8 protein-coding genes are annotated in these 8,978 nt (G+C 68.2%); all 8 read left to right on the forward strand.

Annotation, left to right across the window (positions count from 1 at the left end; genetic code table 11):
- Positions 1-72 precede the first annotated feature (72 nt).
- On the forward strand, positions 73-1,710 hold the full coding sequence (gene tssA, locus ACWIGM_RS28950; RefSeq protein ID WP_454029444.1) for a type VI secretion system protein TssA: 1,638 nt from the start codon (positions 73-75) through the stop codon (positions 1,708-1,710).
- Between the two features lie 46 nt (positions 1,711-1,756).
- Positions 1,757-2,260 (forward strand): type VI secretion system contractile sheath small subunit, encoded by a 504-nt coding sequence (gene tssB, locus ACWIGM_RS28955; RefSeq protein WP_454029445.1) that lies wholly within the window; start codon positions 1,757-1,759, stop codon positions 2,258-2,260.
- A gap of 27 nt (positions 2,261-2,287) precedes the next feature.
- Positions 2,288-3,772, forward strand: a complete 1,485-nt coding sequence (gene tssC, locus ACWIGM_RS28960; RefSeq protein ID WP_454029446.1) for a type VI secretion system contractile sheath large subunit — start codon at positions 2,288-2,290, stop codon at positions 3,770-3,772.
- Between the two features lie 62 nt (positions 3,773-3,834).
- Positions 3,835-4,242, forward strand: a complete 408-nt coding sequence (gene tssE, locus ACWIGM_RS28965) for a type VI secretion system baseplate subunit TssE (protein ID WP_454029447.1) — start codon at positions 3,835-3,837, stop codon at positions 4,240-4,242.
- A gap of 5 nt (positions 4,243-4,247) precedes the next feature.
- Positions 4,248-5,996 carry a type VI secretion system baseplate subunit TssF gene (gene tssF, locus ACWIGM_RS28970; RefSeq protein WP_454029448.1) on the forward strand — a complete coding sequence of 583 codons (1,749 nt, stop codon included), beginning with the start codon at positions 4,248-4,250 and terminating at the stop codon, positions 5,994-5,996.
- A complete protein-coding gene (tssG, locus tag ACWIGM_RS28975) occupies positions 5,960-6,940 on the forward strand; it encodes a type VI secretion system baseplate subunit TssG (protein WP_454029449.1) in 981 nt (326 codons plus the stop codon). The genes tssF and tssG overlap by 37 nt, the downstream gene beginning before the upstream one ends.
- 113 nt (positions 6,941-7,053) lie before the next feature.
- Positions 7,054-8,427 carry a type VI secretion system-associated FHA domain protein TagH gene (tagH, locus tag ACWIGM_RS28980; RefSeq protein ID WP_454029450.1) on the forward strand — a complete coding sequence of 458 codons (1,374 nt, stop codon included), beginning with the start codon at positions 7,054-7,056 and terminating at the stop codon, positions 8,425-8,427.
- Positions 8,424-8,954 (forward strand): type VI secretion system lipoprotein TssJ, encoded by a 531-nt coding sequence (gene tssJ, locus ACWIGM_RS28985; RefSeq protein WP_454029451.1) that lies wholly within the window; start codon positions 8,424-8,426, stop codon positions 8,952-8,954. Before tagH ends, tssJ begins: the two co-directional genes overlap by 4 nt.
- The last annotated feature ends 24 nt before the right edge of the window (positions 8,955-8,978 follow it).

Raw genomic sequence — 8,978 nt, forward strand, 5'->3', positions numbered from 1 at the left:
TCGAAGCTTCAATAACGGGCGTCATCAACGTCAGCGGGGCCAAATACACAATGGTCGCCGCTGCGAGCGTCGATGTCAGAGTCCAGTTCCACCTTTTTTGATCCGCGGATCGCGAGCGGCATATCGCCTGTGTCCGAGGCGGCGCCGGCCGGCTCGGAGCCGCGCAGCTCGTCCGAATTCGAGGAGCTGGAGAACGAGGTCCGCAAGCTCGAGACCGACGGCCCGCTCGCTGTGAACTGGCGCGAGGTCGCGCGGCTCTCGACTGCCGTGCTGGAGACGCGCGGCAAGGACCTTCTCGTCGGCGCCTGGCTCGCACATGCGCTCTGCCGCGAGGAGCGCTATCATGGCCTTGCCGTCGGGCTCGGCATCCTGCGCGGGATGATCGCCGACCATTGGGACGGCATGCAGCCGCCGGCCGTCCGTGAGCGCGCCCGCGTCGGCGCGCTGGAATGGCTGGTCGGCCGCACCGCCCCGCTCTGCGAAGGCGAGGCCGGGGAGGGCGACGGGCCGGCGGTCCTCTACGCCTATGACGCCCTGACCGAGATCGATACGCTCGCCGGCGAGAAGCTGCGCAAGGAGCAGGTCGCGCTCGGCGATCTCGTGCGCGCGCTCCGGCCGCATCGCGATGCCGCCCGCCGCGCTTTGGCGGAGGCCGAGCAGAAGCGCCAGGCTGCCGAGGCTGAAGCTGCCGCCCGGGCCGAGCAGGAGGCACAGGCCGCCGCACGCGCTGCCGAGGCTCCCGCGCCGACTCCGGCCGCGACGCCCGCACCTCCCACGCCGACACCAGCCGCAGCGCCGGCGCCGGCTGTGTCGGCGGCGCTCGATCTCTCGACGATCGACACCCTGCCCGAGGCGCTGCGCAGCCTCTCGGCGGGGCTGATCGGTCGCAGCACCGCGGATGCGCGTACTTACCTCTTGTCGCGCGTCGCTTCGTGGTGGCGCATTCGGCAATTGCCGCCGAACGAGGGTGGCCGCACCGGGGCGATGCCACCGGTCGAAGAGGCGGCCGCCGTTCAGGCGCAGCGTCAGGCGGGCCAGAACCAGGAGGCGCTCCGCGCGCTGAACGAGCTGGTCTGGACCGCCCCGTTCTGGTTCGAGGGGCATCGCCTCTCTGCCGAGATCCTGAAGGGCATGGGCCCGGATCATGCCGATGCGGCCGCTGCGGTCGGCGGGGCGATGAACATGCTGTTCCGTCGCTTCCCCGAGCTGATGAACTTCAGCTTCGGCGACGGCAAACCCTTCGTCGATCCGGCGACCCGCGACTGGATCGAGGAGAGTGGCGGCGGAGGCGGCGCTGCTTCAGGCGATGCCGACGGGCTCGACCGGGCACTCGGCGAGGCGCGGATGCTGATCGCCGCCGGCAAGGCACTGGAGGCGGTCGACCTGCTGGCGGCCCTGACCCGCGGCGAAATCGGCGGGCGCAACCGCGTGCTGCGCCAGATCGCCCAGGCGCGCTTCTGCCTCGATGTCGGCCTGATCGCCGCGGCGCTGCCGCTGCTCGACCATCTCGAGAACCTGCTCAAGACCCACGACCTCGAGAACTGGGAGCCGCAGCTCGCCGCGCAGGTGGCCGAGCTGCGCTTCCGGGCACTGACCCATGCCGATGCCGCCCGGCTCGTCGCCGAGGACCGGCGCCGCATCGGCCTCGACGAGACGCGCCAGCGCCTCGTCAGGCTCGACCTTGCAACCGCCGCGCGCCTGTTCCGGTGACCGGCTCGATCCGAAGACCAAGTTTCACCACGCTGGGGAGCACGTCATGTCGAAGGAAGTCTCGGTCGCTCCGAAGGAGCGCGTCAACATCAAGTTCAAGCCCGCCACCGGCAATGTGAAGGAAGAGGTCGAGCTGCCGCTGAAGCTGCTGATGGTCGGCGACTTCACCGGCCGCGCCGATGACCGCCCGGTCGAGGAACGTTCGCTCGCCGACATCAACAAGGACAATTTCGACGACGTGCTGAAGGGCCATGAGCTCAAGCTCGACGTCGCCGTCGCCAACAAGCTCGACGAAGCCGCCGATGCGCCCGACGTCCGCGCCTCGCTCTCCTTCAACAAGCTGAAGGATTTCGAGCCGGATGCGGTGGCGCGCCAGGTACCGGAGCTGCGCAAGCTGATGGAGCTGCGCGAGGCGCTGGTCGCGATGAAGGGCCCGCTCGGCAACGTCCCGGCCTTCCGCAAGGCGATCCAGAGCGTGCTCGAGGACGATGCGGCCCGCGAGAAGCTGCTGCGGGAGCTGACTGGCTCCACCGACGGCAAGACCCCCTGATCAAATCAGCACGACAGGACCGCAACCATGAGCAATCAACAACTCGAGATCGCCCAGGATGCTTCGGTCGTCACGACCGAATTGTCGCTGCTCGACCAGATCCTCGGCGAGACCAAGCTCCAGCCGAACGACGAAGGCTATGACGTCGCCCGCCGCGGCGTCGCCGCCTTCATCTCCGAACTGATGTTGCCGGCGCGCAAGGACGAGAAGGTCAACAACGCCGTCATCGACCAGATGATCGCCGCGATCGACAGCAAGCTCTCCGCCCAGCTCGACGAGATCCTGCATGACGAGTCGTTCCAGAAGCTGGAATCGGCCTGGCGCGGGCTGAAATTCGTCGTCGACCGCACTGACTTCCGCCAGAACATCCGCATCGAGCTGCTCAACTGCTCGAAGGACGAGCTCCTTGCCGATTTCGAGGACAGCCCGGAGGTCGTGAAATCCGGCCTCTACAAGCACATCTACTCGGCCGAGTTCGGCCAGTTCGGCGGCAAGCCCTATGGCGCGGTGATCTCCAATTACGAGTTCTCCGCCGGCCCGCAGGACGTGAAGCTGATGCAGTTCATGTCGAGCGTCGGCGCGATCTCGCATGCGCCGATGATCGCCTCGGCCGGGCCGCAGATGTTCGGCGTCGAGAAATACGAGGACATCGCCAATCTCAAGGATCTCGAATCGATCTTCGAGGGTCCGCGCTATGCCAAGTGGAACGCCTTCCGCGAGACGGAAGATGCGCGCTATCTCGGCCTGACGGTGCCGCGCTTCCTGCTGCGCATCCCCTACGGCTCGGACACGGTGCCGGTGAAGGCCTTCAACTACGAAGAGAAGAGCGCCGGCGAGACCGACAACTATCTCTGGGGCAACGCCGCCTACACCTTCGCCACGCGCCTGACCGAGTCCTTCGCGCAGTATCGTTGGTGCCCGAACATCATCGGCCCGCAATCGGGCGGTGCGGTCGAGAACCTGCCGGTCCACAATTTCGAGTCGATGGGCCAGCTCCAGTCCAAGGTCCCGACCGAGGTGCTGGTCACCGACCGGCGCGAATACGAGCTCGCCGAGCAGGGCTTCATCGCGCTGACCATGCGCAAGGGCAGCGACAACGCCGCCTTCTTCTCGGCGAACTCGGTGCAGAAGCCGAAATATTTCGGCAACACGCCGGAGGCCAAGCAGGCGGAGCTCAACTACAAGCTCGGCACGCAGCTGCCCTACATGTTCATGATCAATCGCCTGGCGCACTACATCAAGGTGCTGCAGCGCGAGAACATCGGCTCCTGGAAGAGCCGCGAGGAGCTCCAGGAAGAGCTCGGCAAGTGGATCAGCCAGTATGTCGCCGACCAGGACAATCCCTCGCCGGAGGTCCGGGCGCGCCGGCCGCTGCGCAAGGCCGAGATCCGGGTCGAGGACGTCGAGGGCGAGCCGGGCTGGTACCGCGTCGCCATGTCGGTGGTGCCGCACTTCAAGTATATGGGCGCCGACTTCACGCTCTCGCTGAAGGGCAAGCTCGACAAGCAGTGACCTGATCCTGCTCTGCCCCGTCTCCGATCAGAGACGGGGCGGCTGTGATCGACGAGACGCCCGTGGCGAGCCTGTTCGAACGATTGGAAACCGCGCGCGAACCCGGCGCCGGTTCGCCGGATACCGCGCCGGCCCTGAGCGTGGCCGATAGCGTGCTGGCGAATGTCAGGCGCATCCTCAACGCGCGCCAGGGCTGCTGCGAGACGCGGCCGGATTTCGGCATGCCCGATCTCAACGACATCTCGCGCGAGGCCTCCGAGACCATTCCGGCGATCGCGCGGACCGTGAAGGTCCAGCTCGAGACCTTCGAGCCGCGGCTGCGCGAGGTGCTGGTCAAGCCGATGCCGACGGAGGCGCCCGGCGAGTTCGCCTTCTCGGTCAGCGCCATCATGATCGATGGCGAGAACGGCGAGGCGATGCGCTTCGACACCGTGCTTGGCAATGACCGGCAGATGCGGCTGCGGAGCTAGAGCCGATGTCGCTGAACGCCCATTACGAGGACGAACTCTCCTATCTGCGCGAGCTCGGCCAGGAGTTCGCCCGGGCCAATCCCAAGCTCGCCGGCTTCCTGTCGCGCGAGGCGAGCGACCCGGATGTCGAGCGTTTGCTGGAGGGCTTCGCCTTCACGGTTGCTCGCCTGCGCCAGAAGCTCGAAGACGAGATGCCGGAGCTCGTGCATGGGCTGATCCGGCTGGTCTGGCCGCACTATCTGCGCCCGATCCCGCCGATGAGCGTCGTCGCCTTCGAAGCGGCGGCCGGCGGCGGGGTGGGCGTCACACGGGTTCCGGCCGGCGTCGCGCTGGCCTCGCGGCCGGTCGACGGCGTCTCCTGCCGCTTCCGCACCTGCTACTCGGTCGAGGTGCTGCCGTTCTCGATCACGCGGACCGAGAGCGAGAACCGGCCGACCACGGCGCGGCTCGCGCTGACCTTGCAGGCGGCCGGGCGCGGCACGCTGCAGGGCCTGCAAGGCGGGCGCCTGCGCCTGTTCTTCAACACCGAGCGCGAGCCGCAGGTCGGGCGCACGCTGCTGCTCTGGCTGTCGCGCCATCTGCGCTCGATCACCGTGACCGGTGATGCCGGTGAGAGCGTTGCCCTGCCGGCGAGTGCGATCCGCCCGGTCGGCTTCGAGGACGGGGAGGGCGTGCTGCCCTATCCGTCGAACGCCTTCATCGGCTTCCGGCACTTGCAGGAATATCTCGCCTTTCCGGCGAAGTTCCTGTTCGTGGACGTTACCGGGTTGGAGGCCTTGGCCGGCCTCTCCGGCAAGGCTGCGACCTTCGCCTTCGAGTTCTCGCGGCCCTTCCCGGATCAGGTCCGGGTGGCTGAGGGCCATGTCCGGCTGAACTGCACGCCGGTGGTCAACCTCTTCGCCCATGAGGCGCACCCTCTGCGTGTCGACCGCTCGCGAAGCGAATACCGCGTCGTCGCCGGCGGCCGGGCGGGAGCGGCGATCTACGCGATCGACAAGGTCACCGGCTATCTCCAGGGCCGGGCCGAACGCATCGTCTACGAACCCTTCGAGGCTTTCCGCCACGATCTGCCGGGCGAGGCCGAGAGCAAGCTGTTCTATCGCGAGCGCCTGCGTCCGGCCGTGGTCGGCCGCGGCGTCGACCATTACCTCTCCTTCGTCTCGCGACTGGAGCGGGCCTCGGCTCCGCCAGCCGAGGTGATTTCGATCGGGCTGACCTGCTCGAACGGCGCCTTGGCCGAGCGGCTGCCCGTCGGCGCGATCGACCAGCCGACCTCGGAGACGCCGGCGACCGTCACCTTCGCCAATGTGATGGGCGTGACGCCGCACACCCCGCCGCCGATCGGCGAGAACCTGCTCTGGCGGCTGATCTCGAATCTCTCGCGCAATTATGGCTCTCTCGTCGATGTCGGGGCGCTGCGCACGCTGATCGCGAGCTATGATTTCCGCGCCGTGCACGATGCGCAGGCGCGCCGCCGGCTGGAGCTGCTGCTCGAGGGGCTGGAAGCCTTCGAGAGCGGCGTCGAGGACGGCGTGCTGCGCGGCCAGCCGGTCCGGATCCGCACGATCCGGCTGACCGTGGCCGAGAGCAAGATCGGCGGCGAGGCCGAGCTTTATCTGTTCGGGGCAGTGCTGGAGCGCTTCCTTGCGGTCTATGCCAGCCTCAACAGCCTGCACCGTTTCGCCATCCAGGGCACCGAGAGCAAGGTCGAGTACAAATGGACGCCGCGAGCCGGCACGACGAGCGCGACCTGAGCGCCGTCGCGGCGCTCGACGCTGCGATGGTCCAGTTCAACGCCCTCTGCCTCCAGCTGGAAGAGGCTTTCCCGCAGCCGGGCGGCATCGGCTCGTCCGGCTCGCCGCGGCGCGAGGCCGTGCGCTTCCGCGCCAATCCGACGCTCGGCTTCCCGGCCGAGGAGGTCGCGGCGATCGAGTTGCCGGCGCGTGTCGGCGAGCCCATCGTCGTCACCGCCAATCTCTTCGGCCTGCACGGTCCGTCCTCGCCACTGCCGCCGGCTTTCACCGAGAGGATCGTCTTTGCCGAGGATGGCGGGGCGCTGCGCGACTTCTCCGACTTCTTCAACCATCGCCTGCTCGGTTTGCTCTTCCGGATCTGGAAGCACTACCGCCACCAGCATCGCTACGAGGCGGGCGCGACCGATCCGATCTCCGGCGCGGTCGCGGCGCTCTTCGGCATGTTCGGCGTGGCGCAGGAGGGCGACCGGCCGGCGCGGACGCTGCTCCTGCCCTATGCCGGGGTGCTGGCGCTGCACAGCCGCTCGGCCTCGGTCGTCGCCGGCGTGATCAGCCATTATTTCGGCGTTCCCTGCGCGATCGAGGAATTCGTGCCGCGCGAGATCCGCATCCCGAAGGAGGCGCAGTGGCGCCTAGGTGCTCCCGGTATCGAATTCGGCATTGATACGGTTGCGGGCGAAGCCATGCGCGACGTGATGGGCAAGTTTCGCTTGAAGCTCGGGCCGCTGACCTCCGCGCAATGCGACCGGCTGCTGCCGGGCGGGGCCGATCACGCCACGCTGACCGAACTGATCCGTCTCTCGATCCGCGAGCCGCTGGACTGGGACATCGCCTTCCTGCTCGCGCCGGGAGAGGCGCGCTCCTTCCGGCTCGGCGAGTCCAGGCTCGGCTGGTCCGGCTGGCTCGACGCCGATCCGGCCGCCCCAGTCGAATTCGTCATCTGAGGTCCAGTTGCGTCACATGATTGTTGTTCGCCTCGCCCAACCTTGCGCCAGCAGCGCCAAGAGCCGGCCCGACCGGTCGGCGGGGCATGCGTCGATCTGGGGCCGGGGGTAAGATGAGATTGCTGCTGACCGTGCTCGGGCTGCAACGCAGCACGCTCGGCGACCGGTCTACGCATATCTTCGCGGAAGCCGGCGGCACGCTCGGGCGCAGCGCCAGCTGTGACTGGATTCTGCCGGACGAGCGCAACACCCTCTCGGCCCGGCACGCCCGCATCTCGCATAATGGCCGCGGCTTCGTCGTCACCGACACCAGCACCAACGGCGTCTATCTCAACGCCGTCGATGCGCCGCTCGGGCGAGACCAGAGCGCGCCGCTGAGCAATGGCGATACGATCTACATCGCCGACTACATCATCTCGGTCGCGATCCTGCGCGAGGAGCCGGTGCCTGCGCCGGTGCAGGTCGCCACGGTACCGCCGGCGCCGGTGGCTCCGCCGCCATCGATGCAGCCGATCCCCGTCGCAGTGCCCGCCATCCCGATGGGCCTGGAGCTGTCGGCGCCAGCGCCCGCGATGCTCACTCCGGCGCCGGCTGCGGCTCAGCGCCAGCCGACGCAAGTCCCCGGTCTGATCCCGGATGATTTCGACTTCAGCGATCTTGCACCGGGAAGGCCGCAGGCCGTTCCGGTGCCGGTCGCCGCGACGCAGACCGTACCGCCGCCGGCTCCGGTTATGGCAATGCCCTCTGTCGAGCCGGTTGTGCCTCAGCCGACGCCCGCCGCGGCGGTCGATCCGCTCGCCCTGCTGCGCCAGCGCGCCATGGCGCGGGCTGCCTCGATCGATCTGACGCCGCATGAGCCGGGCGCGCCGTCTCGCCCGATGGCAGACGTCGCGTTACCGGGAGGTTCATCCGCGCCGAACACCGGCGATGCTGCCGCGTTCTGGTCCGGGATCGGGATCGATCCCGCGCGCATCCCGCCCGAGGCGCGGGCGCGTCTGCTGGAGGAGCTCGGCGGCGCGCTGCGCCAGGCGGCGGGCGGGCTGGTCTCGATGCTGTCGGCCCGCAAGTCGATGAAGGACGAGTTTCGCCTCGATCAGACCCGGCTCGCGCCGCAGGAGAACAATCCGTTCAAGTTCTTCTCGCATGGCGACGAGGCGCTGCGCCGGGTCGTGGTCGAGGGCGCGCCCGGCTTCCTGCCGCTCGACATGGCGGTGAAGCAGTGTTTCGCCGACATGCACGCGCATGAGGTCGCGCTCGCCTCGGCGATGCAGACCAGCATCCGCGAATTGCTCGACCGGCTGGCGCCGGCAAGGCTCGAATCCGAAGCCGAACCCGGCCTGCTCGGCCGCAAGCCCGACCGAAGCCGGCTCTGGGAGCGCTATGCCGAATTGCATGGCGAGCTCGCGGGCGATCTCGATCGCACGATCCGCACCCTGGTTTCCGATGAGCTGGCACGCGCCTCCGTCCGGCCGGGAGCGAAGGCGTGAAGCCGGCCATGGGATCGCTGCTGCTGCCGACCCGGCGGTCGCTGCTCGCCGGCTTTGTGGTCGGTGCCGGCGCGCCGTTCATTGCCGCCTGCTCGTCCGGCCCGCCGGCGGCCAAGACCACTTCGCTCGAATTCGGGATCGAGACCGACCAGGAGATCAACGTCAACGCGAACGGCGATCCCTCGCCGATCGTGCTGCGTGTCTACGAGCTCAAGACCAAGAACGCGTTCGAGCAGGCGAGCTTCTTCGAGCTGCTCGACAGCGATACGGCCAAGCTCGGCGCCGATCTCGTCGCCAAGCGCGAATTCGAGGTGAAGCCGGGCGAGAAGAGCTCGGTCAAGCGCGACTCGCCGGCCGAGGCCAAGCATATCGGCGTGATCGCCGGCTTCCGCCAGATCGAGGTCGCGCAATGGCGCTCGCTGGTCGACATCGTGCCGGACCGTGACAACGCCTTCCTGATCACTGTGCGCGCTCTGGCCGTGAAGATCGAGCTGCAGCGCGCTTCCCGCAATTTCGGCCTGATCTGAGGTCGCCCATGCCGGCCTTCGCCC

It is taken from the genome of Allobosea sp. NPDC055332, assembly GCF_053645455.1.